Source organism: Streptomyces sp. NPDC048734 (assembly GCF_043198675.1).
In the GTDB taxonomy this organism is placed as follows: domain Bacteria; phylum Actinomycetota; class Actinomycetes; order Streptomycetales; family Streptomycetaceae; genus Streptomyces.
The window spans coordinates 50062-75778 of the sequence record NZ_JBICUZ010000001.1 but is presented as its reverse complement, the minus strand read 5'-3'; the positions used below and the strand labels follow the sequence as shown (position 1 = coordinate 75778).

Sequence of the window (25717 nt, the reverse complement as noted above, 5' to 3'; positions counted from 1 at the left end):
GGCGCCCTCTTCCCCCGCTTCAGCTCGTGAGATTGGAGGAACGGGCCGGTGACGGGGCTCCCGGGCCCCACCGTCCCCACACCTACCATGCAGACCACCGACAACAGCCTCACCTGGCTTCTGCAGGGCCTTCTGGAGCGCGTTCCCGGCGCCCGGCACGCCCTGGTCCTGTCCCGGGACGGCCTGAAGCTGTGCTGGACCGAACACCTGGCGCTCGACCAGGCCGACCAGCTGGCAGCCATCTGTTCGGGCATGCAGGCCCTCGCCCAGGGCGCGTCCGTCGAGTTCGGCGACGGGAGCGGTGGTGTCCGCCACTCCATGACCGAGTTCCACGGCGGTCAGCTCTTCATCGTGCAGGCGGGTGACGGCGCGCACCTGGCGCTCCTCTGCGCGGAGAGCGCCGACCCCGGAGTGGTGGGTCACCAGATGACCGAGCTGGTCGAGCAGATCGGCGAGCACCTGCGGGCCGAGCCCCGCGGGAGCGCGCAGGGGAGCGCATCGTCGTGACGCGTCGGCCCGTGGACACCGGCGACCCCGACCGCCTCTACACGATCACGGGCGGGCGCAGCCGTGCGGACGACGCATTCGACCTGGTCACCCTGATCGTCAGTGAGAGCGCACCCACCGCCGGGATGCAGTCGGAGCACGCACGGATCCTGGATCTGTGCCGGCATCCGACGGCCCTCGTCGAGGTCGCCGCGGAGATGAAGCTGCCGATCACGGTGGTGCGCATCCTCCTCGGCGACCTGCTCGCCATGGGCCGTATCACCGCCCGTCACCCACCCGCGCCGCGGTCGCTCGCCGCGCTCCCCGACTCCGCCCTACTCATGGAGGTGCTGCATGGGCTCCGCAACCTCTGACCTGCCCTCCCTGCGTACGCCCCTGTCCGATGCCGCCGAGACGGGCCTGAAGATCGTCGTCGTGGGCGGCTTCGGGGTCGGCAAGACCACCCTGGTCCGCTCGGTCAGCGAGATCCGTCCGCTCAACACCGAGGAGGTGATGACGCAGGCGGGGGTCGGTGTCGACGAGACGCTGCAGGTGGCCACGAAGACCACCACGACGGTCGCCTTCGACTTCGGCCGGATCAGCCTCAACAAGCGCATGGTGCTGTACCTGTTCGGCGCACCGGGCCAGGAGCGGTTCTGGTTCCTGTGGGACCGGCTCTTCTCCGGCACCCTCGGCGCGGTCGTCCTGGTCGACACGCGCCGGATGGACGAGTCCTGGTACGCGATAGACCGGCTGGAACACCACAAGACGCCGTTCGTGGTGGCCGTCAACCGGTTCGACGACGAACCCAACCGGTACTCCCTCGACGAGATCCGCCAGGCGCTCGCCCTGCCCGCGCACGTGCCGCTCGTCGACTGCGACGCGCGGGTCCGGTCGTCGGGCAAAGACGTACTGATCACCCTCGTGGACCACCTCTACGAACTGGCCATGGCCCAGGAGATGACACCGTGACCGACACCGGATCCCGTCCCCCGCACGCGCCCGGCCCGGGGTGCCCCGCGCACGCGGGCGCCGTGCGGCTGGGCGGTCTGGAGTACCAGCAGACACCGGCGCAGCTGTACCGGACCCTGCGCCGGGAGCACGGCGCGGTGGCGCCCGTGCTGCTCGACGGGGACATCCCCGCCTGGCTGGTCCTCGGTTACGCCGAGGTCAGCTACGTGACCGGTCACGACGAGCTGTTCGCCCGCGACTCGCGGCGCTGGAACCAGTGGGAGAACATCCCCGCGGACTGGCCGCTGCTGCCGTTCGTCGGGTACCAGCCCTCGGTGCTGTTCACCGAGGGCGAGGAGCACCGGCGGCGGGCCGGGGTCATCACCGAGGCGCTGGAGGGCGTCGACCAGTTCCAGCTGTCGCGCGACTGCCGGCAGCTCGCCGACCGGCTCATCGCGTCGTTCGCCGGCAGCGGCCAGGCCGAGCTGATGAGCATGTACGCGCACGCGCTGCCGATGCGTGCCGCGGTCCAGATGTGCGGGATGCCGCACACGGGTGAGGCCACCCAGCAGCTCGTCGAGGACCTGCGGATCTCCCTCGACGCCGCGGAGGGCGACGACCCGGTGGCCGCGTACACGCGCGTGGGTGAGCGGATCCAGCAACTGGTCAAGGAGAAGCGGGAGCGTCCGGGGCCGGACGTCACCTCGCGCATGCTGCGGCATCCGGCCGGACTGACCGACGAGGAGGTCGTGCAGGACCTGATCTCCGTCATCGCCGCGGCGCAGCAGCCGACCGCCAACTGGATCTGCAACACGCTGCGGCTGCTGCTCACCGACGAGCGGTTCGCCGTGAGCGTGTCGGGGGGCAGGCTCAGCGTGGGCGAGGCGCTCAACGAGGTCCTCTGGCTCGACACCCCGACGCAGAACTTCATCGGCCGCTGGGCCGTGCGCGACACCCAGCTCGGCGGACGGCTGATCCGGGCGGGCGACTGCCTGGTGCTGGGACTCGCCGCGGCCAACACCGACCCGCAGATCTGGCCCGAGTCGCACGTCGGGGCGGAGAGCTCCGCGCACCTGTCGTTCAGCAGCGGGGAGCACCGGTGCCCCTACCCGGCTCCGCTGCTGGCCGACGTCATCGCCCGCACCGCGGTGGAGACCCTCCTGGAACGGCTGCCCGACCTGGTCCTCACGGTGGAGCCGGAGCAGCTCACCTGGCGCCCGTCCATCTGGATGCGCGGTCTGCACGCGTTGCCGGTGGAGTTCACCCCGGTGGTGCGGTAGCGGGGCGGGCCGGGACCGGCAGGCGTGTGCGGTCGGCAAGCGCCCGCCGACGGCGGAGACGTGCGGCGGCGGGCGGGGCGGCCGACCGCGAGGACGTGCGGCGGCAGGTCCCCCGCCGTCCCGGCCCGCGGTCGGCCGCCCCGCCCGCCGCCTTGCCTCGCCCGTGTCCGCGCCCCGCCCGCCGCAGCCGACGCGGCGCGGGCACTCGCGGTTCGGGGCGGCGGCCGCCCGCGCGCGGCTCGGGTCCGGGGTCAGCCGGCGACGGGGGTGAAGCGCACGGGCAGCCTCTGCGGTCCCCGTGTGAAGACGCCCTGTTCCACGAGTTCGGCGCCGTCGGCGAGGCGGAGGTCCGGCATGGCGTCGAGGAGCTGGCCGACACCGATCTCGACCTCGGCCTTCGCGAGCAGGGCGCCGACGCAGAAGTGGCGGCCGAGCGCGAAGGAGAGGTGGTCGGCGGCGGCCGAGAAGGCGGTGGTGGTGGTCAGGTCGTCGCGGAAGATGTCGAACCGGTCCGGATCCCGGTAGCGGTTCTCGTCCCGGTTGGCGGCGCCGATCAGACAGGTGACCGTGGCGCCGGCCGGTACGACGCCGCAGCTGAGCGTGACCTCGGCGGCCGACTGCCGCATGATCATGTGCACCGGGGGCGTGTAGCGCAGCGTCTCGGCGAAGGCGCGGGCGATGAGGCCGCGGTCCTCCCGGACGGCCGCCAACTGCTCGGGGTGCTGCAGCAGGTTGGCGAAGATGCCCGCGATCGCCTTGTCGGTGGTCTCGCCGCCCGCGGCGAGCAGCAGGCTGCAGAAGGCCTTGATGTCCTCGTCGCTCATCCGCACGCCGTCGACCTCGGCGGCGCACAGCGTCGACAGCAGGTCGTCGCCGAGGTTGTCGCGGCGCTCCCGGATGATCGGCACCATGTACTCGGCGAACTCCACCCGGGTGCGCTCCCCCGCCGCCGCCACCTCGGGGTCGCCCGAGAGGTTGCCGAGGAAGGCGATGACCGACGTGTACCAGCGGTGGAACCGGGCGTGGTCGGCCTTGTCCAGGCCCAGCATGTCCGCGATCACGTTGACGGGGAAGCGGGTCGCGTAGTCGGCCACCAGGTCGGCGGAGCCGGTGGACCGGAAGGCGTCGATCAGCTCACGGGAGTTGCGTTCGATCACCGGCAGGAACTTCTCCTGCAGGTCGCTGCCGCGGAAGGCGGGGGCGACCAGGGCCCGGCGCACCGCGTGCTCGCGCCCGCTGAGCTGGAGGATCGTCTTGCCGTGCACGGGTTCGATCTGCCAGGTGTAGTTGTCGGTGGTGAACTCGCCGCTCTTGTCCTTGAAGACGCGCTCCACGTCCTCGTAACGGGAGATGACGTAGCTCTGCGTGGGTTCGTGCCAGAAGAGGGGGGCACTCTCACGCATCACGCGATAGGCCCGGTAGGGATCCGCGGCGAACTCGGGCGAGAGGATGTCGGGGACCTGCTGAGCGGTGGACATGGATCTCCCTGGGACCGGTAACAGGCTTACCGCACAAGGTTATTGATCATCCGACGGCCGGGACAGCCCGTCCCGGCCAGCTGTTCAACGATGGACGATCCTTGGCCGAAAAGCGCCCCCGTCCGGAAGCCGGTGCCGTGGCGGGCGACGTTCGCCCGTGAAGGAGCGGCGGCCGGTGCGTGCTCCGGGGGTACCCCCGCCGGAGGCTGGGGGGAGTGCCGGCCGGAGGCTGGGGGGAGTGCCGGCCGGAGGCCCTCGTACCGGACGTACTCGGGTCTTCGGCCGGTGCGGCGAGTGGGATCCCCCTTCCGGGGGAGCGTGCCGGGCGTCACGACGGGGCGAACGTCGCCCGTCGCCGCACTAGCAGCTCGGCACCGAGCCCTGGTCCTTCTCCAGCTTGACGAGGGAGTCGACGGCGCCCTCGAGGGTGGTCACCGGGATCAGGCGCAGCCCCGCGGGCAGTTCGGACTTGGCGTCGGAGCACTCCGCCCTGGGCACCAGGAACACGGTCGCGCCGTCCCGGCGGGCGGCCTGCGTCTTCAGCGCCACTCCGCCGACCGCGCCGACCTTGCCGTCCGCGTCGATGGTCCCGGTGCCGGCGATCGTGCGGCCGCCCGTGAGGTCGCCGCCGCTGCCGTCGCCGTCGAGCCGGTCGACGATCCCCAGGGAGAACAGCAGGCCCGCGCTGGGGCCGCCGACGTCGGCGAGCCTCAGCGTGACCTCGATGCCGTCGTCGGTGCGGTCGAGGTACCTCAGCGCGGCCTCGGTCGCGGTGTCCTGGGACTTCTCCATCTGCTCGGTGTTGTACCGCTCGATCTCCTTCGTGCTGTCCCCCGCGGGGTAGACCGAGTCGCGCGGCATGACGGCCTGGTCGGTGCGGAACCAGCCGTCGACCACCTCGCCCAGGGTGACGTGCGCGTCGGGGCCGGTCGCCTCGATGGTCGTCATCCGCAGCTGCCCGGTCGTGTCACGGGTGGGCGCGCCGGAGATCGTGATGACGGGGGTGCCCTTGTTGTCGCCGAGGACGTTCGCCGTCATTCCCGGCTGCGCCACCGAGAACGGCAGCGGCGCGAACCCCACGGTGGCGAACAGCGCCACGAGCGGAAGGGCGCAGACGGCGAGGGCCTGGGGACGTGTGAGGCGTGAGAGCACGCGCCCAATCTAACGCGAGCCCCGACCCCGGCCACGCGCCGGTGCCCGGCCCGCGGCCCCCCGCCACCGCCCGCGGGCACGCGTTCCGCCCGCCCCGGCACCCGGCCCGGCCCACGCCTCGCGCCCCGCTCACCGCACGCCCTCGCGCCCGGCCCAGCGGCGGCCGATCAATCGGACGCCGATCGGTTGGACGGCGACAAGGAGGTCAGCGACCAGTGGGTCAGCGGTCCGAGGGGCAGGTCCCTGGGGCAACGCCCCGGAGGGAGCAACGCCCCGGGAAGGTTCAGCGCAACGCCTCCGCCACCTCGCGGGCCGCTTCCATCACCCGCTGGCCGACCCGCTCCGGCACCGCGTCGGCCAGCATCACGACCCCTACGCTGCCCTCCACGCCCGTCACCCCCAGCAGCGGCGCCGCGGCCCCGCTCGCGCCGGCCTCCAGCTCGCCGTGGGTCAGGGTGTACCCCGGGTCCCCGGAAGCCGTCCGCTGCCGGGCGGACAGGATCGCCTTGCCCGCCGCGCCGCGCTCCAGGGGATGCCGGAAGCCGGCCCGGTAGGCCACGTGGTAGTCGGTCCACGTCGGTTCGACCACGGCGACGGCCAGCGCCTCGGCCCCGTCGACGAGCGTCAGGTGCGCGGTGGCCCCGATGTCCTCGGCCAGCGACCGCAGCGCGGGCAGCGCGGCTTCCCGCACCAGCGGGTGCACCTGCCGGCCCAGCCTCAGCACCCCGAGTCCGACCCGGGCCCGGCCGCCCAGGTCACGTCGTACGAGGGCGTGCTGCTCCAGCGTGGCGAGCAGCCGGTACACGACGGTGCGGTTCACGCCCAGTTTGTGCGAAAGCTCGGTGACGGTCAGCCCGTGGTCCGTGTCGGCCAGCAGCTTGAGGACCCGTAGTCCCCTGTCGAGCGTCTGAGAGGTCTCCGCGGTCACGACGCCCACTCCTTAGTGGTGAGGTCGGCGGCCCCCACAGCGGCGGATGCGTCGCCGAGTCCCGTCAGCGACGCGCGTCAGAGGCCGCCGGTCGGCAGAGGGGTCCGGCGGGCCCGGACCCGGTCGCTTCACGGCTGCGCTCCGCGGCGGCGCTGCCACGGGGCGTGTGCGTAGCGGGACAGTAGCGAAGCGGGTTCGCTCAGCGGAAGGCTCCGTCCAGAATCCGGGCAGTGGCCGGCGGGGACTACCTGCGTTTGTCCCCATACGTACGGTGCGCGCCCGGCGTCGAGCGCCCCCCGGGCACACGGTGGACGCCGGGGGCACGGTGGACGCCGGGGGTACGCGGTGGACGCCGAGGGCACGGTGGACGCCCGGCGGCACCGCTTCCGCCCGCGGGTGTCACTTCATGCGGGTGGCCCACTCCTGCACCTTGGCGATGCGCTGCCGCAGCTGCCCCGCCGTCGCCTCCGCGCTCGGCGGCCCGCCGCACACCCGCCGCAGCTCGGTGTGGATGACCCCGTGCGGCTTGCCGCTCTGGTGGACGTACGCGCCGACCATCGTGTTGAGCTGCTTGCGCAGCTCCATCAGCTCCTTGTGGGAGACCACCGGCCGCCGTTCGGCCGGCAGCTCCAGCAGGTCGGCCTCGGTGTCCGGCTTCCTGCGGCTGTGCGCGATCTGCTTGGCCTGCCGCTTCTGGAGGAGCAGTTGCACCTGCTCGGGCTCCAGCAGTCCGGGGATGCCGAGGTAGTCCTGCTCCTCCTCGCTCCCGGGGTGGGCCTGCATGCCGAACTCGGCGCCGTTGTACATGACCCGGTCGAAGACGGCGTCGGACTCCAGCGCCTCGAAGGGCAGCATGTCCTGCTCGCCGGTGTCCTCGTCCTGCTCCCGGTTCGCCTCGTCCATCTCCTTCTCGGACTCGGCGTACGGGTCCTCCTCGTCCCCGTCCTTCTTCGGCTTGTCGAGGACGTGGTCGCGCTCGCGTTCCATCTCGTTGGCGAAGCCGAGGAGGTCGGGCACGGTCGGCAGGAACACGGAGGCGGTCTCGCCGCGCCGCCGCGACCGTACGAAACGGCCGACGGCCTGGGCGAAGAACAGCGGCGTGGAGATGGTGGTGGCGTACACGCCGACCGCGAGGCGCGGCACGTCGACGCCTTCCGACACCATCCGCACCGCGACCATCCACCGGTCGGTGCTGTGGCTGAACTCGTCGATCCGGCCGGACGCCCCGGCGTCGTCGGACAGGACGAGGGTCGCCTTCGACCCGGTGATCTCCCGGATCAGCTTGGCGTAGGCGCGGGCCGATTCCTGGTCGGAGGCGATGACCAGCGCGCCCGCGTCCGGTATGGCCTTGCGGACCTCGGTGAGCCGCTGGTCGGCGGCGCGCAGCACGCTCGGCATCCACTCGCCGCGCGGGTCGAGCGCCGTGCGCCAGGCCTGGCTGATCGCGTCCTTCGTCATCGGCTCGCCGAGCCGTGCGGCGATCTCGTCGCCGGCCTTCGTGCGCCAGCGCATGTTGCCGCTGTAGGAGAGGAAGATGACGGGCCGCACGACGTGGTCCGCGAGGGCGGAGCCGTAGCCGTACGTGTAGTCGGCGGACGAGCGCCGGATGCCGTCGTTGCCCTCCTCGTACGTCACGAAGGGGATCGGGTTGGTGTCGGAGCGGAACGGCGTACCGGTGAGCGCGAGCCGCCGCGTGGCCGGCTCGAACGCCTCCAGGCAGGCCTCGCCCCAGGACTTGGAGTCACCGGCGTGGTGGATCTCGTCGAGGATGACGAGGGTCTTGCGCTGCTCGGCGCGGTTGCGGTGCAGCATCGGCCGTACGCCGACGCCCGCGTAGGTCACGGCGACGCCGTGGTAGTCCTTGCTGAGCGGCCCGGCGCTGTACTCGGGGTCCAGCCGGATCCCGATCCGCGCGGCCGCCTCCGCCCACTGCTTCTTCAGGTGCTCGGTGGGTGCCACCACGGTCACCTGCTGCACGACGTGGTGGTGCAGCAGCCAGGAGGCGAGGGTCAGCGCGAAGGTCGTCTTGCCGGCGCCGGGGGTGGCGACGGCGAGGAAGTCGCGCGGCTGCTCCTGGAGGTACTTCTCCATCGCCCCCTGCTGCCAGGCACGCAGCTTGCTGGCGGTACCCCAGGGGGCCCGGCCGGGGAAGGCGGGGGAGAGGTGGTGCGAGGTGGAGGCGGCGGTAGTAGTCACGGTCTCCGGTTCGTGGGTCGTTCGGCACGGCTACGTATGACACACGGCTGTGTATGACAACCGGGCCACCCTACCGGCGGCCGGATGGCGTCACCGCGGACGGCGCCATGTCACCGACGGATGCGACTCACTTCACATGGCGTCCGCCGCTCAGCGCGCGAAGCCCGGCAGCCGGGCGGCGATCTTCGGAACGTCCAGAGCGCCCTGACAGACATCAAGGACGAACGCCTCGGCCTCGTCGACATCGAACTGCGCATCGAGGGGATGCCCGTTCACGTGCAGGAAGACCCAGGTGGCGTACCAGGCGATGCGCTTGTTCCCGTCGACGAGCGCGTGGTTGCGGGCGAGGGACTCCATCAGCGCCGCCGCTTTCTGCCAGACGTCCGGGTAGGCGTCCTGGCCGAACACGCTCGACCGGGGACGCGCCAGCGCCGAGTCGAGGAGTCCGTAGTCGCGGACCTCGTCCGCCCCGAGCCGGCTCGCCAGACTCAGCAGTTGGGGCAGCGTGAGGTAGTGCGTCAAGCGAGCCTCCGGTTCAGCTCGGCACTGGCGTTCAGAACGTGCTCCGCCGCCTCCTCGAACAGCCGCGCGTGCTCGTCTATGGCCGCGATCACGGCGTCGTGCGCGAAGGCCTGCATGCTGCGGCCCTCCGCCGCCGCACGCTCACGCAGGGCGTCGAGTTCCTCGTCCGTGAAACGCAGGTTCAGTGCGGCCATGCCGCGATGGTACCGCGTGGCACCACGCGGTATCAGTTGGATACGTCCCGCAGCCTCGTCGTCACCCACGCCCCCACCAGCGCCACCGCCGCCATCGGCAGGAAGACGGCGGCGAAGGCGGCCGGGTGGGAGGCGCCGGAGGCCTCGGCGGCGGTGTGCGACACGGTTCCGCCGCCGAGCGCCGCGAAGGCGGCACCGCCCGCGGACAGCAGCAGCACGTTGGACAGGCCGTCGGAGATCTGGAGGGCGGCCGAGTTGGTGCCGGCCTCCTCGGGGGCGGACAGCTGGAGCAGGAGCACGCTGGTCGAGGAGATCACCAGGCCCATCCCGAAGCAGCCGAAGCCCCAGGCGACGGCCACCGTCCAGGCGGGCACCGCGTCGATCAGGACGCTCGGCGCGGCGGCGATGGCGGCGGCCACGAGCACCATCCCGCCGGTCGTCAGCCGGTCCCGGTACGGCTCCACGCGCGGCCGGGACTGCACCCAGGAGCCCAGCGCCCAGGTCGCCCCGCCGGCCGCGAGGGAGAACCCCGCGAGGGTCGGGCTGAGGCCGCGCTGCGTGACCAGCATCAGCGGCACGAAGGACTCGGCGGCGATGAACGACCCGGCGGCCACCCCGCGCAGCAGCACCACCGAGGGCAGGCCGCGGGCCGCCCGCCAGGTGCCGTGCGGGAGCAGTCCGAGGACGGCCGGCACCAGCAGGGCGACGCCCGCGGCGGCGGGCAGGAGGGAGAGCGGGCGCAGGTCTTGGGCGGCGTACTGGAGCAGGCCCGCGCCGAGGGAGATGCCGAGGGCGAGGCGGATGCGGCGCCGGTCGGAGGAGGCGCCCGCGGCACCGTCGACCGGGCCCGCGGCCCGGCGCCGTATCTGCGGGAGCGCGAGGGCCAGCGGCAGGAGGACCAGCGCGGGGATGCCGAGGAACACCCACCGCCAGCCGAGGTGCTCGGTCACCGCGCCGGACGCCAGCGGACCCACGACCGACGGCACGACCCAGCTCGCCGCGAACGCCGCCATGATCGCGGGCCGCAGCCGCTCCGGGTAGGCCCGCCCCACGACGACGTACAGCGCGACGATCACCAGCCCGCCGCCGAACCCCTGCACGGCCCGCCCGAGGATGAACAGCCACATGAACCCGGCGGTCCCCGACAGCAGAAGGCCCGCGGCGAAGGCGGCTATCCCGCAGGTCAGCGCACCGAGCGGGCCCCGCCGGTCGGACCACTGACCGGCCAGCACCATGCCGAACAGGCTGGTCGTGAAGTATCCCGAGAAGGCGAAGGCGTACAGGGACAGTCCGTCCAGCTCCCGCGCGGCCACCGGCATGGCCGTCCCCACGGCGGTCGCCTCGAAGGCGATCAGCAGCACGACGGACACGATGCCGATGCTCAGGGCCCGGTGGTCCCGCCCGAGCACGGTCCCCTCCGACCGGCGTGGGCTGGACTTCCCGGGTATGTCTGCTGTGTCCGCGACACCGGTGTCGCGAGGTTCATGGACGGCCATGACGGCCAGAGTAAGGCCCGCAACCGACAATGACCCCTGTCGGGAGGCGGGACCGGCCCTCGTCCATTGGTCCTACGCCGGTCCACCCACCGCCGGCCCGTCCGCCGCCGGACCCCCGGTTCATGAACGGCACATGGCAGTCGCGTTGCAGCCCCCACGGCTCCCTTGAGCCCGGCGGTTCCCGGGACCTACGGTCATGACCAAGCGGTTCGAAGGGGGGCACCCCCCGGAGAACCCGCCGAACGGCCGTGTGCCCGAGTGGTTCAGGGAGTCGCCTGCGCTGCACTCATCAGCGAGCTCCGCTCGCGGGGACTTACGCGGGTTCGATTCCCGCCACGGCCTCCAACACCGCTTCTCACCAGGGGCGTAGCCGGTCGACGCCTCTCGCCCCGCCCCCTGCGGCCACGACGTGCCGAGGTCCTTGCGCATCGCCGTCTGGGCCGCTTCCGTGGCCGTCGGTAGTCGCGCCACGTGGGTCCGGAACTCCGGGGCGTCCGTGGCGGTGCCCGTCGCCACCAGGTCGCGCAGGGCGCGGACCTTCCAGAAGGCCTCGTTGACCGGGGCCATGACGTCCCACGGGGCGATCAGGGCGATTCCGTAGCGCAGCGGGTACAGGTTGCCGGAGGTGAACACCTCGTGCGCGGCGGTACGGGCCCCCATCGGGGGAAGGGGCTCGCGGGCGGTCTCGTGCAGGCGGGAGCAGGCGTCGGACAGGCCGCCACGAACGCCGCGTACGCCTGTCGGCGGGTGTCCCGGTCGAGGGACTCGCGGTCGCGGCGCCAGCGGAGACGGTCGGCGAGCAGGGTCGATCCGATGCCGATCGCCGCGCCGGTCAGGGTGTTCACGGGAGCCGGCCAGTCCATGCGGGAACCTCACGGCGCGGACCGGGGCTACGCGTAGAGTCCGCCGCCCGCCTCGTCCTCGAACATGTCCGGCCAGTAGCGCCAGCCGTCGTCGGTGGGCGTCCTCGGGGTCGGGTCGCAGGCGACCGGGTCGAGGGCGGCCAGGGTGCGGGTCATGGTGGCGGCCAACTGGTCGTAGGCCTCGGTCAGTTCGTGTTCCGCGTCGAGGGTGTGCTCGCGGTGGACCAGCCAGAGGGTGAACGCCAGCGTCGAGATGTCGGCGTTCAGCGGGCGGAGTCTGGCATCCGTCTCGCCCCAGGCCAGCACCGCGCCGGTGGCGCCGTCGAGGACGAGGCTGGTGTCCTCCACGAGGTGGCCGAGGCGGATCAGCCGGTCGGCTCCCTCGGGGAGTTCGGTGTACGGCTCGTCGGCCCAGTGCTCGGCGAGGGTGGGCAGCGGGACGTCCAGGTCGAGGGAGAACCAGACGCACTCCTCGGGCAGTCCCGTCTCCCGCAGGAAGCGGCGGGTCGGCTCGTGGGAGAGGGCGGCCGGGAAGTCGACCTCCTCGAAGCGGACGATCGCGCCGGTGTCGAACTCCTCGTCCAGCAGCCGGGGCGGCAGGTCCAGGGCGAGCCCGGAGCGGGTGCCGGGGCCCGCGACCAGCGCCAGGGGACGGATCACGGCGGCCAGCCGCCAGAACGGGGGCACCTCGCCGTCCGTCCCCGACTCGTACAGCGCGAGCAGCTGTCCGGACGCCTCGGCCACCGCGTCGGGCCCGAAACGCCCGGCGTAGGCCGCGAACTGGCCTCTGAGCGCCGCGAGTTCGTCGGCGGCCGTGGCGAACCGCACGAGCTTCTCCAGGGAGGGCGCGAGCGGCCGGCGGTCCATCAGGTCGGGACGGTCGTGGAGGAAGTACGTCGTGGTGATCTCGCCGGTCGTGCCGTCGAGGAGCACGGACTCGGTCTCGTGGCCCGTCAGGCCGAGGAGTCCGCCGATGACCAACTGGCCGCGCAGGTCGTCGGGGAGCCGGCGGTCGGGGTCGGCGGTGGAGTCGGCGACCGGGCGCAGGCCGTCCGCGCGCAGTGCCTCGAACGTCACCAGCGCGCCGACGTCGGGCAGTCCGGGGCCGGTCAGCCAGCGGCGGCTCGGCGCGTGAGTGACGTACGGATCCAGCTCGGCCTCGGAGAGGGTGATCACCGGCGTGCCGGTGGTGGTGCTGGTCGTGCTCATCGGTCCCCCGTGCGTGAAGTTCGCCGTCCCACTGCTCCGCACCCTACGCGGCACCACTGACAACGGCCCTCGACAGGAAGGACGTCGGGGGACGCGCGCGCGTTGCCTCCCCGCGAGGATCGCACCGGCCGTCTCCCCCGCGGACAACTCCGCGGTGTCCGGCCGGAGTCCGGTGCGTGACGTGCGCGTGCGGACCGGTCCGGTGAACGCCGTCGCCGAACGGGTGCCGAGCGCCGCGTCCCGCCCGACGGCCGTCGGCCGCCGCTCCCCCGCACGCGTCCATGTCGCGAAAGCCCCGCTCAGGGCCCTCCCGTGGTCGGCCGCTCCCCCCGCACGCGTCCATGTCCGCGGCGGCCCGCGCCGACAACCGGTGCAGCCCCGGAGCCACAGCCGCCCCCGAAGCCTGTGCCGCAGCCACAGTCAGGGCCTCCCCGTCGGCGCCGGGGGCGTACTCCTCGCGCCCCCGTTCGCACTCCGTCCCGCGGGGGCGGTGCTCACTGGCTCGTGACGACGGCCGCCTGCGGCCTTATCGGCAGCCGGTTCACCGGGCGGCCGGTCGCGGCCCGCACGGCGGAGGCGATCGCCGCCGGGGAGGTCACGACCGGGACCGCGCTGGCCGCCTTCGCGCCGAACGGCGCGACCACGTCCCGCTCCTCGACCAGTTTGACGATCCGGATGTCCGGCACGTCCAGGGCCGTGGGCAGGGCGTAGCCGGTGAGGTCGGGGTGGCGGACCAGGCCGCGCGGGGTACGCAGGTTCTCGGTGAGGGCGATGCCGACGCCCTGGGTGACGCCGGCCTCGATCCGGGCGGCGAGCTGTGCCGGGTTGAGCACCCGGCCGACGTCCTGGGCGACCGCCAGTTCGACGACCCGCACCGAGCCCAGCTCTACGTCGACGTCGACGACCGCGCGGATCGCGCAGAAGGCGAGGCCGACGAACGCGTCGCCCTGGCCGGCCCCGTCCAGCGGCTCGGTGGGGTGCGGGCGGCACTGCGCGGTGGCCCACAGCTCCTTGCCGTGCAGTTCCTCGGCGACGGTCGTCGACAGGACGCCGTCGTACGAGGTGATCTTGCCGTCGGTGATCTGGAGGAGTTCGTGGGACATGCCGAACTTGTGGGCCAGGGGCTGGAGGAGCTGGGTGCGGACCATCTTGGCGGCGCGTTCCACCGCGCCGCCGGAGACCCAGGTGTGCCGGCCGCGGCAGCCGGGGCCGGCCGGGGGCTGGTCGGTGTCGACGGGCGCGACGTGCACCTCGTCGACGCCGAGGGTCTCCTGGACGATCTGGCGGGCGAGGGTGGTGAAGCCCTGGCCGCTCTCGACGGCCGCGCACAGGACGGTCGCGACGCCGTCCTGGACCTTGACGGTGGCCGTGGAGACCTCGTCCGTGCCCTCCGCGCCGAGCATGTGGACCATGCCGAGGCCGTAGCCGACGCCCCGGCGCACCGCGCCCGGCTCTCCCGCGCCCTCGGGGCCGCCGGGCAGCAGCCAGTCCTCCTCGGGGGTGTCCTTCGGCAGGGCGGGCAGCGGGAAGTCCCGGACGGCCTGGAGGAGTTCGGCGACGGGCGCCGGGCAGGTCACCGTCTGGCCGGTCGGCAGGACGTCGCCGGTGGCCATGGCGTTGCGCAGCCGCAGTTCCGCCGGGTCCACGCCGAGCCTCTTGGCCAGTTTGTCCATCTGCGCCTCGTAGGCGGCGCAGACCTGCATCGCGCCCTCGCCGCGGACGTGGCCGGAGGGCGGGTTGTTGGTGCGGACGGCCCAGCCCTCGATGAAGGCGTTGGGGACGACGTAGGGGCCGCAGGCGAAGGAGACGGCGGCGGCGAGGGCCTCGGCGGAGGTGTCGGCGTAGGCGCCGGCGTCGAGGAGGATCTGCGCCTCGACCTTGACCAGCCTGCCCTCGGCGTCCGCGTGGTGGCGGTACCGCAGCAGGGTGGGGTGGCGGTGGGCGTGGCCGAGGAACGACTCCTCGCGGGTGGCGGTGAGCTTGACCGGGCAGCCGGTCCGCAGCGCGAGCAGGCCGAGCGGGAGCTGGAAGCCCTGGTCCTCGCGGTCGGCGGTGGCACCGGGTACACCGGTGACGACGATCTTCACCTGATCGGATGACAGGCCGAAGCAGGCCGCGGCGGTGTCCCGGTCGCTGTGCGGGTCGGTGGATGCCAGGTACAGCTCGACGCCGCCGTCCGGCCTGGGGACGGCGAGGCCGGCCTCGGCGCCGATGGGTGCGGGATCGGCGCGGCCGATGCGGTACTGGCCCTCGACGACGATCTCGCCGGCCGCGGCCGGGTCGCCGTGGTGCAGCGGGATGTGCCGGATCAGGTTGCCGTCGGGGTGCAGCGGCTCGGCCTCGAAGGCGAGTTCGGGGTCGGTGACCGGGTCGAGCACCTCGTACTCGACGATGACGGCCGCGGCGGCCATCCGCGCGGTGTCGGGGTGGTCCGCGGCGACGGCCGCGATGGGCTCGCCGTGGTGGCGCACGACGTCGGAGGCGAACACCGGGCGGTCGGCCCGGCCGCGTCCGTGCAGCGGTCCGCCGGGCACGTCCTCGTGCGTGACGACGGCCCGTACCCCGGGCATCTCCCGCGCGTGGGTGGTGTCGATGGAGACGATGCGCGCGTGGGCGTGCGGGGAGCGCAGCACGGCCGCCCAGAGCAGGCCCTCGGCCCACAGGTCGGCCGCGTACGGGAAGGTGCCCTCGGTCTTGGCACGGGCGTCGGCTGCCGGCAGGGAGGCGCCGAGGCCGTGCGGGATCGGCTCGGGGGCCGGGGCGGCCTCCGCGGGGCTTGTCGCGGTGGCTGCTTCGTCGGTCACGCCTGGCCTCCGTCCTGGCCGTACGCCGGGTCGTGCGGGTGGGGCTGCGCGGGGTTCTCGAACGCCGACGCGTGGATGCCTCCGCCGCCGGGGCCCGCCTGGTGCGGAATACGTGCCTCGTCGCCGTCCGGCTCGGTGTCCGCCGAGGAGTGCGCCTCCCGTTCGGCGACGACGTCCTTGACGGCCTGGAGGACGCCCCGGTAGCCGGAGCAGCGGCACAGGTTGCCGCAGAGCGCCTGGCGGGCCTCCAGCTCGGTGGGCGCGGGGTTGCCCTCCAGCAGGTCGTGCACGGTCATCGCCATGCCGGGCACGCAGAAACCGCACTGCACGGCCCCGCACCGGGCGAGCGCCCGCTGCACGTCGGAGGGCTGCCCGTCGACGGCGAGGCCTTCGACGGTACGGATCTCGCTGCCGGCGGTGGTGACGGCGGGGACCAGGCAGGAGGCGACGAGGCGTCCGTCCACCTGGACGTTGCAGGCGCCGCACTCGCCCTGGGAGCAGCCGTCCTTGGCGCCGGCGAGCCCGAGCCGCTCCCGCAGGACGTAGAGCAGCGACTCGCCGATCCAGGCGTCGGTGACGGGCCGGTCCGAGCCGTTGACGCGCAGGGCGTAGGAGGCGAGGGGGTGGTCGTCGTGGTGGGCCGCCCCCGGCACGGGCCCGGCCTCCGTGCCGTCGTCCACGCGCGTGGACGCGGCGCCGGGGTCGGCGGGTTCGGCAGGTTCGGCGGGTTCGAAGGGTTCGGCGGCCTGGGCCTGTCCGGCGGGTCCGGCCTGTTCGCCGCTTTCGCCGTGCTCGTACCCTTCGCGGTCCTCACCGTACTCGCCGCGTTCGCGGCCCTCGCCGTACTCGCTGCCGTACTCGCGGTGTTCGCCGTGCCCGTCCGGGCGGGCGTCCGGGTCCGGTGCGGCATCCGGCCGGGCGGGCTCGGCGGCCTCTGCGGGCTCGTGAGCGCCTTCCGGGTCACCGAGGTCCCCGGGAGCCTCGGAGGGCGCCTGACGGGCCGCCACGGGGCCGGGCTCGGCCTCGTACGGCTGTCCGGGCACGGGGTGCTCGTGGGACGCGGGGTCGGTGTCGTGCCGCGGGGGGTGTCCGAAGGCGGCGGCGTCCGGCAGGGCTCCGACGGCCTCGGCGAGCGGGACGCCGGCCCCGTCGGTCCCGTCGCCCCAGGACCGCTCGTCCGGCGCGGGTTCCGGCGCCCAGGGCGCGGAGGCGCCGCCCGGCAGGGTGGCCGGGGGTGTGCCGCCGCCCCACTGTTCGACCAGTGCCGAGGTGGTGAACTCGCCCGACTCGTCGGGCAGATCGCCGCCCGCGACGGGGATCGACCACTGGCCGGTCACGTCGTGGCCGGGCGCCGGGGCGGGCTCGGCGGGCCCGCCCGCGTCGTCGAAGGTCCACTGGCCGGTGGCGCCGGGGTGGTACGTGAACCGGTCGCCGCCCGCCGTCCCGTCCGCCGGCGCGGGCCAGTCGGCGCCGGCGGCGGGGTCCGCCCAGGTGCCGTCGCCGGTCGCGGGGTCGGTTCCCTCGTGCGTCGCCCCGATCTGCGGGGGCACGTAGCCGTGGCCGGGCGCCGCGAGCGGGCTGCCGTCGCCGCGGGCGGCCAGGAGCGCGTCGATGCCGCCCTCGGGGAGCTTCACGAAGGCGGTGGCGCCGTCGTCGTAGTCGCCCTGGGGCAGCGGGTCCCAGCGGCCGCCGCCCGGCGGTGTGCCCTGTCCGTGCTGGTCGTCGGTCATGACAGTGCCCTCCCCAGTGCTCGTCGGGCCAGTGCGGCGACGGTGCGCCGCAGGTGCAGTACGGCGGGCGGTAGCGGTTGCACGGAGCCGTCCTCGGCGGGGACCGGGTCCGGGATGCAGGCGGCGGCGACGTACTCGCCGAAGGCGTTGAGCGCCTCCGGGACGAGCGCGCGGTTGTTGTCCCAGTCGATGAGCCGGGCGACCCACTGCTCGGCCTCCAGGGGCCGCAGCGGCATCGGCGCTATGGCGCCGACTGCGCACCGGACTCCGCGCCGGGCGGGGTCCAGGACGAGGGCGACGGAGGCGACGGCCCGTCCGGGGCCGGTGCGGCCGGTGGCCTTCAGGAAGACCTGGGGCGCGTGCAGCAGCGGCACGCGCACGTACCCGATGAGTTCGCCGCCGCGCAGCATGTCCATGCCTGCCAGGAGGTGCGACACCGGGATCTCGCGGCGGGCGCCGCCCGGGCCCGCGATGATCAGGGTCGCCTCCAGCGCGGCCAGCACGGGCAGCGCGTCACCGGTGGGGGAGGCGGAGGCGACGTTGCCGCCCAGGGTGCCCGCGTTGCGGATGTGCGGCGGGCCCGCGGCGCGCGCGGCGGCGGCGAGCGCCGGGATGAGGGCGGCGAAGTCGGGGCGGCCCATGCGCGCGTGGGTGAGTCCGGCGCCGAGCAGGGCGTGCCCGTCCTGGTACTGCCAGCCGCGGATCTCGCTGATGCGGCCGAGGCCGACCAGGGCCGCGGGCCTGAGCTGGCCGGAGTTGACGGCGGCCATCAGGTCGGTGCCGCCCGCCACGGGCACGGCGGCCGGCGTGACGGCGAGTGCCGCCACGGCTTCGTCCAGTGTCGCGGGCAGCGTGACGGCCTGCCCCGCCTGCGGTGCGTGCGTGGTCAAAACCGGCTGCCCCTTCCCGCTGCCCCACCTGGTCCCACCTGTGCTGCCGTACGGTACGTGCTGACAGGGCGGACGTGGCAACTCTGGCACATCTTCGCAAGGCCCGGACGCGGGGGTCCGCCAGGAGGCATTCGCCCACCTCATCAGGGTGATGGCCCCTTTTCGTACGGCATCACCGGTGTGCGCGAATTGCCGTCCTTCGGTGACCCTGCCGGGGTATTTCCCTGACCGGAGCCGTGGTCCGGAGCCGTGGTCCGGGCCCGGCGGTCCGGGCTCAGCGGTCCGGGGGCGGCCCCTCGATCGGGCGGCCGAGCACGCCGGGCCGCTTCTGCCAGGGCTTCGGGCCGCCCGGTGGCCGGTAGGCGACACCCAGGGCGTCCAGGCGCTCGTAGTGGGCCGCCATCCGCCGCTCGAAGTCGGCGAAGTCACGCCGCTCCGGGGCGGGCAGCGGGCTCCAGGCGACCTCGGCGAAGGCCGCGAGCCGGGGGAAGACCTGGTAGTCCACGCGCGCGGCGTCCTCCATCGCCTCGGTCCACACGTTGGCCTGCGCGCCCAGCACGTGCCGCGCCTCGTCGGGCGTCAACTCGGGCGGCACCGGCTCGAACCGGTAGACGTCCTCCAGGCCGCGCACGTAGCCGATCGGCACGGGCTCGTCGGCGCCGCCGTCCTGCCGGTGGTCCAGGTACACCTGCTGCTCGGGGCACATGACGACGTCGTGCCCCGCGCGCGCGGCGGCGATCCCGCCCGCGCGACCCCGCCAGGACGACACGGCGGCGCCCTCGGCGAGACCGCCCTCGAGGATCTCGTCCCAGCCGATGAGCCGCCGCCCGCGCGCGGCGAGCCAGGTGTCGAAGTGGCCGATGAACCAGGCCTGCAGTCCGTCCTCGCCGGCGAGGCCGAGTTCCTCGATGCGGGCCTGCGCGGTGGGCGAGGCGCGCCACTGGTCCTTGGGGCATTCGTCGCCGCCGACGTGAACGAACTCCGACGGGAAGAGTTCGAGGACCTCCTCGAAGACCCCCTCGTAGAAACGCAGGGTGTCGTCGGTGGGGGCGAGTACGTTCGGGTTGATCCCCCAGGTGTCCCAGACGGCGAGCGCCCCGGTGTCGACGACGTCGGTGTTGCCGAGTTCCGGATAGGCGGCGATGGCCGCCTGCGAGTGTCCGGGTACGTCGATTTCGGGGACGACGGTGACATGCCGGTCGGCGGCGTAGGCCACGATCTCCCGGATGTCGTCCCGGGTGTAGAAGCCGCCGTGCGGCCTGTCGTCCCACAGTGGTGAGGCGCGGTGGCCGAATTTCGTGCGGGAGCGCCAGGAGCCGACCTCGGTCAGCCGCGGGTGGCGTTCGATCTCGACGCGCCAGCCCTGGTCGTCGGTCAGGTGGAAGTGGAGGACGTTGAGTTTGTGCGCGGCCATCAGGTCCAGCTGGCGCAGGACGCCTTCCTTGGGCATGAAGTGCCGTGCCACGTCGAGGAGGAGACCGCGCCAGCGGAAACGGGGGCCGTCCTCGATGATCTGGTGCGGGATGTCGTGACGCGTTCCGGGCCGCACCGGAGCACGTCGGAAAGCCTCCGGGCCGAGGAGCTGACGCAGGGTCTGAGCGCCCCAGAAGACGCCGGCCGGGTCGCCGCCGCGGATCTCGACGCCCTGCCGGCCGCCGACGTCCAGCCGGTACGCCTCCGGCTCCATCGTGTCGTCGACCAGCAGCCGTACACCGTCGCGGGCCCGCTCGGGGCCGGTCCGCAGGGGCAGACCGAGCGCGGCACCGAGGGTGGCCCGCAGCCAGCGTTCGGTGGTCTCCGTGCCGGGCGCGGCCCACAGGGTGGTGCGGTCGTCCAGCAGTACCCCGCCCCGCGTGGGGCCCTCGACGGCGCGCGGCGCCGGAATGATCTCGTTGCCAGAAGTCACGTCGGTCCCTCACCGCTCCACCGGGCCCGGAGACGAGTCGTCGTTGTACGGGTGCGGAGAACACCGGCAGCACCGTCGGCAGGGCCGGCTGCGAAGTGTCCTCGATGATGGACGACTTGGCGAGGAGGAGGCCGTCCGGGCGGGGAGAGGGAAAACACGCGCGCGGCCACGGAACCGGGCAGCACGAGGGGAGAAGGACCTGCCGCGGTGATCGCGCACGGCTCACCCCGTCGAGGTGCGCGCCCCCCTCCGGCGCCTCCGGAACGCCTTTCACGAGGCCCTTCGGCATCCGGGTCGCGAAGGCCACCGGGAACCGGGAACACAACCGGCAGGGTGGTCCGGAAGCGGAACCGGAATCGCGTGACGGCGGTCGCGGCGAGAGACGCGACGGCGTCGGAGACGAGCACCGCGGTGACCGCGACGGCCACACCGTCGAGGAAGTGACGGCCGAATTCCCGCCACCCGAAGACGCGCCGGAAGGAATCCGGGGACAGGCACAGGGGCGGGGACTGGGGCGGGGAACAAGGGCCAGGGCCCAGGGCCCGCACGGACACCACCCCTGAGCCCGGCGCCGCCACGATGCCCGGGACCGGCCGGGGGACCGGCATCGGCCTCGGCCCGGCCCGCTTCGCGGTCCTCCCCACCGGCGGGAGGACCGACTCCCCCGGTTCCGGCACGGCACGGCGGAACCGGAAGCCACCGCCCCCGACCGGTGCCGTGCCGCGCAGCTGCACGGCCCGGCAGAGGGGTCCGCAGTCCCCGGGCCTCAGCCCGGGGAGCACGTCACTTGTCGCCCTTGCCCTTGCCGTCGTCGCCACCGGAACCCATGGACTCGTAGATCTCCTTGCACATGGGGCACACGGGGTACTTCTTCGGGTCGCGGCCGGGCACCCACACCTTGCCGCAGAGCGCCACGACGGGAGTCCCGTCGAGCGCGCTCGCCATGATCTTGTCCTTCTGGACGTAGTGCGCGAAGCGCTCGTGGTCACCGTCGCCGTGCGACACCTGCGGCGTCGGCTCTACGAGGGTCCCCGTTCCGGTGCCGCGCTCGGGCTCAAGAGTGCTCATACGGCCAAGGGTACTGAAGGTCACACGCGTCAGTTGAGCGAAGGGTCGTCCGGGTACGTCGCCACCATCGCCAGCTCGTTGCGCTGCCGGCGCAGGACCTCGCGCCAGAGGGTCTCCGGAGAGGGCGAGGACACGTCACCGGGCTCGGACTCCACCACGTACCAGGCGCCCTCCACCAGTTCGTCCTCCAGCTGGCCGGGGCCCCACCCGGCGTACCCGGCGAAGATCCGCAGGGAGCCGAGGGCCGAGGCGAGCAGCTCCGGCGGGGCCTCCAGGTCGACGAGGCCGATCGCGCCGTGCACCCGCCGCCAGCCCAGCGGCGCGCCGTCGACGGCGGCGCCGCCGGGGATCACGGCGACGCCGAGCGCCGAGTCGAGGGAGACCGGACCGCCCTGGAAGACGACACCCGGTTCACCGGTGAGGTCCGCCCAGTCCTCGAGGATGTCCCCGACGCCCACCGGTGTCGGGCGGTTGAGGACGACGCCGAGCGAGCCCTCCTCGTCGTGGTCGAGGAGGAGCACCACCGCGCGGTCGAAGTTCGGGTCCGCCAGGGCGGGGGTTGCCACGAGCAGCCGCCCTGTGAGCGAGGACACCTCGGTCATGCCAGACATGATCCCCCATCTTTCCCGCGCGTGGGGAGGCAACCGGGGCGCGAGGAGGGGTGCGGGCCGGGCGCACACGTGCGGTCCGGGCGCACGGTCACCGCGGCCCGGCCCGCGGTGACCCCGCGTGCCCGACGGGAAACGGTTCGTGTTGTGACACAGCCATGACCCCCCTGAGTGCTCCTCGGGCTTACGGGACCGGGGCCCACGGCGATTACTCTGTCCTCTCGGCCCTGCCCCACTCCACGGAACGCGAGATACATGACCGTCAACGGCTCAGACGACGTCCTGCTTGTCCACGGCGGAACCCCGCTTCAGGGCGAGATCCGGGTCCGCGGTGCGAAGAACCTCGTACCCAAGGCCATGGTCGCCGCCCTGCTGGGCAGTGAGCCGAGCCGCCTGCGCAACGTTCCGGACATCCGTGACGTGCGGGTCGTACGCGGCCTGCTGCAACTGCACGGGGTCACGGTCCGTCCGGGCGAGGAGCCGGGCGAGCTGGTGCTCGACCCGACCTACGTCGAGAGCGCCAACGTCGCCGACATCGACGCCCACGCGGGTTCCAGCCGTATCCCGATCCTGTTCTGCGGCCCGCTGCTGCACCGCCTCGGCCACGCCTTCATCCCGGGCCTGGGCGGCTGCGACATCGGCGGCCGGCCCATCGACTTCCACTTCGACGTGCTGCGGCAGTTCGGCGCGAAGATCGAGAAGCGGGCGGACGGCCAGTACCTGGAGGCCCCGCAGCGGCTGCGCGGCACGAAGATCGTGCTGCCGTACCCGTCCGTCGGCGCGACCGAGCAGGTGCTGCTGACGGCCGTCCTCGCCGAGGGCGTCACGGAACTCGCGAACGCGGCCGTCGAGCCGGAGATCGAGGACCTGATCTGCGTCCTGCAGAAAATGGGCGCCATCATCGCGATGGACACCGACCGCACGATCCGCATCACCGGCGTGGACAAGCTCGGCGGCTACGACCACCGCGCCCTGTCGGACCGTCTGGAGGCCGCCTCCTGGGCGTCCGCGGCGCTGGCGACCGAGGGCGACATCTACGTCCGCGGCGCCCAGCAGCGCTCGATGATGACGTTCCTGAACACCTACCGCAAGGTGGGCGGCGCCTTCCGGATCGACGACGAGGGCATCCGCTTCTGGCACCCCGGCGGGCAGCTGAAGTCGATCGCGCTGGAGACGGACGTCCACCCGGGCTTCCAGACGGACTGGCAGCAGCCGCTCGTCGTCGCCCTCACCCAGGCCACGGGCCTGTCCATCGTCCACGAGACGGTCTACGAGTCGCGGCTGGGCTTCACGTCCGCGCTCAACCAGATGGGCGCCCACATCCAGCTGTACCGCGAGTGCCTGGGCGGTTCGGACTGCCGCTTCGGCCAGCGCAACTTCCTGCACTCGGCGGTCGTGTCCGGCCCGACCAAGCTCCAGGGCGCGGACCTGGTCATCCCCGACCTGCGCGGCGGCTTCTCCTACCTGATCGCCGCCCTCGCGGCCCAGGGCACGTCCCGGGTCCACGGCATCGACCTGATCAACCGCGGCTACGAGAACTTCATGGACAAGCTGATGGAGCTCGGCGCGAAGGTGGAACTGCCGGGCAAGGCACTCGGATAGCCCAGTCCCGCACACACGCCGATGGGGCGGCACCCGGACCGGGTGCCGCCCCATCGGCGTGTGTCGACGCGCCCGAAGGAGCGCGGGGCACCGCGTGACCGGCAACAGACGGCACGCGGTCGCCCCACGGCGCTCTCAGCGGAGCGTCACTTGCCCTTGGCCGCTTCCTTGAGCTTGCTGCCCGCGGAGACCTTGACGCTGTAGCCGGCCGGGATCTGGATCGGGTCGCCGGTCTGCGGGTTGCGCGCGGTGCGAGCGGCACGGTGGGTGCGCTCGAAGGTCAGGAAGCCGGGGATGGTGACCTTCTCGTCGCCCTTGGAGACGATCTCGCCGACGACCTCGGCGAACGCGGCCAGCACGGCGTCGGCGTCCTTGCGGGTCACCTCGGCGCGGTCGGCCAGCGCGGCCACCAGCTCACTGCGGTTCATGTTCTTACTCCCGTGTTCTTCTTGCCGTTGCGGCGTGCCACGCGGCGGAGCCGCATGTTGGGCACAGCGAAGCCGATGCTGCCAGGGTCTTCGGACAGTCCCCGGACCCGGGTCCCCTGTGGGACCCTCGCGCCCAGAGACGCATCCTGCCCCCACCTGCGGCGGGAAAGCCAATCCGGCACCCGTAGGAGTCGTGAGAACACCCTTGGGAGTCACACGGAAAGGCCCGCTGACTGGCCGCCCACCCTAGATGGCGGTCAAGTGGACCGGGTTCCACGACGCGCCGGTTTCATGACACGTCGTGGCGATCCTCACAGCCCCCGCACGCCACGGGGTCTCAGGCGGTGGCCCCGGCGGCCTTCGCGGCCTCCCGCACGGCCCCGGCCACCGCGCCGGCGACCTTGTCGTTGAAGACGGACGGGATGATGTAGTTGGCGTTCAGCTCGTCCTCGGTGACGACGTCGGCGAGGGCCTTCGCGGCGGCGAGCATCATCTCGGTGTTGACGGTGCGGGACTGGGCGTCCAGCAGGCCGCGGAACACACCCGGGAAGACCAGCACGTTGTTGATCTGGTTCGGGAAGTCGGAGCGGCCGGTGGCCACCACGGCGGCCGTGCGGCGGGCGACCGCCGGGTCGACCTCGGGGTCCGGATTCGCGAGCGCGAACACGATCGCGTCGTCGGCCATGGCGGCCACGTCGTCGCCGTCGATGACGTTGGGGGCCGAGACGCCGATGAAGACGTCCGCGCCGTGCACGGCCTCCTTCAGCGTGCCGGTGAGGCCCTCGGGGTTGGTGTTGTCGGCGATCCAGCGCAGCGCCGAGCCGGGGGCCGCGTCGACGAGGTCGGCGCGGCCGGCGTGCACCACGCCGTGGATGTCGGCGACGACGGCGTTCTTCACGCCGGCCGCGAGCAGCAGCTTGAGGATGGCCGTGCCGGCCGCGCCCGCGCCGGACATGACGACGCGGATGTTCTCGACGGCCTTCCCCGCGACACGCAGGGCGTTCGTCAGGGCGGCCAGGACCACGATCGCGGTGCCGTGCTGGTCGTCGTGGAAGACGGGGATGTCGAGGGCCTCGCGCAGCCGGGCCTCGATCTCGAAGCAGCGGGGGGCGGAGATGTCCTCGAGGTTGATGCCCGCGAAGCCCGGCGCGATGGCCTTGACGATCTCGACGATCGCGTCGGTGTCCTGGGTGTCCAGGCAGATCGGCCAGGCGTCGATGCCGGCGAACCGCTTGAACAGGGCCGCCTTGCCCTCCATCACCGGCAGCGCGGCCATGGGGCCGATGTTGCCCAGGCCCAGCACGGCCGAGCCGTCCGTCACGACCGCAACGGAGTTGCGCTTGATGGTCAGGCGGCGGGCGTCCTCGGGATTCTCGGCGATCGCCATGCAGACGCGGGCCACGCCCGGCGTGTAGATCATGGAGAGGTCGTCGCGGTTGCGGATCGGGTGCTTCGACGCCATCTCGATCTTGCCGCCGAGGTGCATCAGGAAGGTACGGTCCGAGACCTTGCCCAGGGTGACGCCCTCGATGCCGCGGAGCTGTTCGACGATCTCGTCGGCGTGCGCCGTGGACGTGGCCGCGATCGTCACGTCGATGCGGAGCTTCTCATGGCCGGAAGCCGTGACGTCGAGGCCGGTCACCGAGCCTCCGTGGGACTCGACGGCCCCGGTGAGCTGGGAGACCGCGGTTCCGCTCGCGGGCACCTCCAGCCGGACCGTCATCGAGTAGGAGACGCTGGGCGCCGTTGCCATGGCCGACTTCCTCTGCTTTCACCTGTGACGCTGGATGCCGTTCGATCGTCGCACCTACTGTCGGGTAGGCGTTAGCCGCCCCGGGTTGCGAACGTTGAGTTCACAGCGAAAGAGGCCCACGTCACATGGACGTGGGCCTCTTTCGTCTGTCTGTGACACCGGCCCGCCATGCT

The 25717-nt window shown here is 73.0% G+C and carries 21 protein-coding genes and 1 tRNA gene; 6 read left to right on the top strand and 16 right to left on the bottom strand.

Annotated elements, in window-relative coordinates:
- The first annotated feature begins 87 nt into the window (after positions 1–87).
- Genes ACGFQC_RS00300 through ACGFQC_RS00285 form a run of 4 tightly spaced genes read left to right on the top strand, consistent with a single transcriptional unit; the run spans position 88 to position 2717 of the window.
- Positions 88–507, top strand: a complete 420-nt coding sequence (locus ACGFQC_RS00300) for a roadblock/LC7 domain-containing protein (RefSeq protein ID WP_363088541.1) — start codon at positions 88–90, stop codon at positions 505–507.
- Positions 504–860 carry a DUF742 domain-containing protein gene (locus tag ACGFQC_RS00295; RefSeq protein ID WP_363088542.1) on the top strand — a complete coding sequence of 119 codons (357 nt, stop codon included), beginning with the start codon at positions 504–506 and terminating at the stop codon, positions 858–860. The genes ACGFQC_RS00300 and ACGFQC_RS00295 overlap by 4 nt, the downstream gene beginning before the upstream one ends.
- Positions 841–1458 (top strand): ATP/GTP-binding protein, encoded by a 618-nt coding sequence (locus ACGFQC_RS00290; protein WP_363088543.1) that lies wholly within the window; start codon positions 841–843, stop codon positions 1456–1458. The genes ACGFQC_RS00295 and ACGFQC_RS00290 overlap by 20 nt, the downstream gene beginning before the upstream one ends.
- The gene (locus ACGFQC_RS00285; protein ID WP_363088544.1) at positions 1455–2717 is read left to right on the top strand and encodes a cytochrome P450; all 1263 of its coding nucleotides are present in this window, start codon (positions 1455–1457) and stop codon (positions 2715–2717) included. Before ACGFQC_RS00290 ends, ACGFQC_RS00285 begins: the two co-directional genes overlap by 4 nt.
- Positions 2718–2968: 251 nt before the next feature.
- On the opposite strand, the gene ACGFQC_RS00280 is transcribed toward ACGFQC_RS00285, so the two are convergent.
- The 7 genes from ACGFQC_RS00280 to ACGFQC_RS00250 form a co-directional block, all read right to left on the bottom strand.
- The gene (locus tag ACGFQC_RS00280) at positions 2969–4195 is read right to left on the bottom strand and encodes a cytochrome P450 (RefSeq protein ID WP_363088545.1); all 1227 of its coding nucleotides are present in this window, start codon (positions 4193–4195) and stop codon (positions 2969–2971) included.
- Between the two features lie 360 nt (positions 4196–4555).
- Positions 4556–5347, bottom strand: coding sequence for a S16 family serine protease (locus tag ACGFQC_RS00275; RefSeq protein ID WP_363088546.1), 792 nt, complete (start codon positions 5345–5347; stop codon positions 4556–4558).
- Between the two features lie 283 nt (positions 5348–5630).
- Complete coding sequence (locus ACGFQC_RS00270) at positions 5631–6275, bottom strand: helix-turn-helix domain-containing protein (RefSeq protein ID WP_363088547.1); 645 nt, start codon at positions 6273–6275, stop codon at positions 5631–5633.
- A 399-nt stretch (positions 6276–6674) separates the two neighbouring features.
- On the bottom strand, positions 6675–8471 hold the full coding sequence (locus ACGFQC_RS00265) for a DEAD/DEAH box helicase (RefSeq protein ID WP_363088548.1): 1797 nt from the start codon (positions 8469–8471) through the stop codon (positions 6675–6677).
- A 150-nt stretch (positions 8472–8621) separates the two neighbouring features.
- Positions 8622–8993, bottom strand: coding sequence for a Fic family protein (locus tag ACGFQC_RS00260; RefSeq protein WP_363088549.1), 372 nt, complete (start codon positions 8991–8993; stop codon positions 8622–8624).
- A complete protein-coding gene (locus ACGFQC_RS00255) occupies positions 8990–9187 on the bottom strand; it encodes a hypothetical protein (RefSeq protein ID WP_363088550.1) in 198 nt (65 codons plus the stop codon). The genes ACGFQC_RS00260 and ACGFQC_RS00255 overlap by 4 nt, the downstream gene beginning before the upstream one ends.
- Positions 9188–9219: 32 nt before the next feature.
- Entirely contained in the window at positions 9220–10683 is a 1464-nt protein-coding gene (locus ACGFQC_RS00250) for an MFS transporter (protein ID WP_363088551.1), read from the bottom strand.
- A 244-nt stretch (positions 10684–10927) separates the two neighbouring features.
- Between ACGFQC_RS00250 and ACGFQC_RS00245 the strand changes: the two genes are divergently transcribed.
- Positions 10928–11028: transfer RNA gene (locus ACGFQC_RS00245), tRNA-OTHER, on the top strand.
- A 545-nt stretch (positions 11029–11573) separates the two neighbouring features.
- Here the strand turns inward: ACGFQC_RS00245 and ACGFQC_RS00240 are convergent.
- From ACGFQC_RS00240 to ACGFQC_RS00210, 7 genes are all read right to left on the bottom strand, one after another.
- Positions 11574–12755 (bottom strand): SUKH-4 family immunity protein, encoded by a 1182-nt coding sequence (locus ACGFQC_RS00240; RefSeq protein ID WP_363088552.1) that lies wholly within the window; start codon positions 12753–12755, stop codon positions 11574–11576.
- 494 nt (positions 12756–13249) lie between these two features.
- Positions 13250–15559: a molybdopterin cofactor-binding domain-containing protein gene (locus tag ACGFQC_RS00235; RefSeq protein WP_363088553.1), complete on the bottom strand. Its 2310-nt coding sequence runs from the start codon at positions 15557–15559 to the stop codon at positions 13250–13252.
- A complete protein-coding gene (locus tag ACGFQC_RS00230) occupies positions 15556–17289 on the bottom strand; it encodes a 2Fe-2S iron-sulfur cluster-binding protein (RefSeq protein ID WP_363088554.1) in 1734 nt (577 codons plus the stop codon). Before ACGFQC_RS00230 ends, ACGFQC_RS00235 begins: the two co-directional genes overlap by 4 nt.
- Positions 17286–18179, bottom strand: a complete 894-nt coding sequence (locus ACGFQC_RS00225) for an FAD binding domain-containing protein (protein WP_363088555.1) — start codon at positions 18177–18179, stop codon at positions 17286–17288. The genes ACGFQC_RS00230 and ACGFQC_RS00225 overlap by 4 nt, the downstream gene beginning before the upstream one ends.
- Before the next feature lie 274 nt (positions 18180–18453).
- Positions 18454–20085, bottom strand: coding sequence for a beta-N-acetylhexosaminidase (locus ACGFQC_RS00220; RefSeq protein ID WP_363088556.1), 1632 nt, complete (start codon positions 20083–20085; stop codon positions 18454–18456).
- Between the two features lie 783 nt (positions 20086–20868).
- Positions 20869–21153, bottom strand: a complete 285-nt coding sequence (locus ACGFQC_RS00215) for a DUF3039 domain-containing protein (protein ID WP_073492201.1) — start codon at positions 21151–21153, stop codon at positions 20869–20871.
- 29 nt (positions 21154–21182) lie between these two features.
- A complete protein-coding gene (locus ACGFQC_RS00210; RefSeq protein WP_363088557.1) occupies positions 21183–21755 on the bottom strand; it encodes a YqgE/AlgH family protein in 573 nt (190 codons plus the stop codon).
- Between the two features lie 261 nt (positions 21756–22016).
- Here ACGFQC_RS00210 and murA point away from each other — a divergent pair, with 261 nt between their 5' ends.
- Positions 22017–23363: a UDP-N-acetylglucosamine 1-carboxyvinyltransferase gene (gene murA / locus ACGFQC_RS00205; RefSeq protein ID WP_363088558.1), complete on the top strand. Its 1347-nt coding sequence runs from the start codon at positions 22017–22019 to the stop codon at positions 23361–23363.
- A 146-nt stretch (positions 23364–23509) separates the two neighbouring features.
- Here the strand turns inward: murA and ACGFQC_RS00200 are convergent, their stop codons facing one another.
- Positions 23510–23791, bottom strand: coding sequence for an HU family DNA-binding protein (locus tag ACGFQC_RS00200; protein WP_363088559.1), 282 nt, complete (start codon positions 23789–23791; stop codon positions 23510–23512).
- Between the two features lie 337 nt (positions 23792–24128).
- Positions 24129–25544 (bottom strand): NAD-dependent malic enzyme, encoded by a 1416-nt coding sequence (locus ACGFQC_RS00195; RefSeq protein ID WP_363088560.1) that lies wholly within the window; start codon positions 25542–25544, stop codon positions 24129–24131.
- Positions 25545–25717: the final 173 nt, after the last annotated feature.